This is a genomic window from Pseudomonas sp. EA_65y_Pfl1_P113 (assembly GCF_963970525.1).
GTDB lineage: Bacteria > Pseudomonadota > Gammaproteobacteria > Pseudomonadales > Pseudomonadaceae > Aquipseudomonas > Aquipseudomonas tritici.
The window spans coordinates 1-795 of record NZ_CAXAQM010000138.1; the positions used below are offsets into that span (position 1 = coordinate 1).

3 protein-coding genes are annotated in these 795 nt (G+C 56.7%); all 3 read right to left on the reverse strand.

All coding sequences use genetic code 11. The annotated features are described in order from the left end of the window. A partial coding sequence (locus AACY52_RS28710) for a DUF3304 domain-containing protein (protein WP_339561126.1) occupies window positions 1-252 on the reverse strand: 252 nt, incomplete at its 3' end. Next, window positions 252-383, reverse strand: coding sequence for a hypothetical protein (locus tag AACY52_RS28715; protein ID WP_339561127.1), 132 nt, complete (start codon window positions 381-383; stop codon window positions 252-254). The genes AACY52_RS28710 and AACY52_RS28715, both read right to left, overlap by 1 nt. Then, window positions 368-795, reverse strand: a 428-nt coding sequence (locus AACY52_RS28720; RefSeq protein WP_339561128.1) for a DUF3304 domain-containing protein, incomplete at its 5' end; no start/stop codon positions are given. The genes AACY52_RS28720 and AACY52_RS28715, both read right to left, overlap by 16 nt.

Sequence of the window (795 nt, forward strand, 5' to 3'; positions counted from 1 at the left end):
TTTCTCCCATTCAACCACCACGGTCAAACCGGGGTGCCACTTCACTGGAAGCGGTGCGCAGCACATTTGCCCGCCCCCGTATCCGTAAGGGGACAAATTCGGCCCGCCGTTACCATTGACCGAGAACTGATTGATCGCCGCCGAGGTATGGCTATAGCCCTCGATAGGTGTACCTAATCTTTCAGGCGTGGGCTGCGCACAGCCCTGCAGCGAGATGCCGCCAATTAACATGACGAGGAGTAAACGAATCATCAGGCAGCCTCGCCACGAGTCAGGGTTAGTGGAAAGTGTTCGCTCGGCGCGCGGGTGATAATTGAATCGGCTATCGGGTTGAGGAATGCCGCTGCAGGCCTTTGAAGTGGCGGGATCATGGCTTCGGACATGTGGCCGGCTCCTGCATTTTTTGAGGGAAGTGGAACGGATAATCTGAACGACCGGGATACGTAGCGCCTGCCGATACAGTCACCCGGTTACAGGGCAAGAAATGCACGTTTACCAACCCCAGGTCCTCATATGGAGCAACTGTCACTACCGCACGATGACGCGTGTATTTGGCCGCATGCAGCTTGTAGGCAGCCCGGTAGCCATCTGTCCCAAGCGGAGGCCAGTTCACATACTCATGGGGATTTGGGTCTTTCTCCCATTCAACCACCACGGTCAAACCGGGATGCCACTTCACTGGAAGCGGTGCGCAGCAGTTCTGTTTTCCTCCGCCACCATAAGGGCCGACATTCGGTCCGCCGTTACCATTGACCGAGAACCGATTGATCGCCGCCGAGGTATGGCTATAGCCCT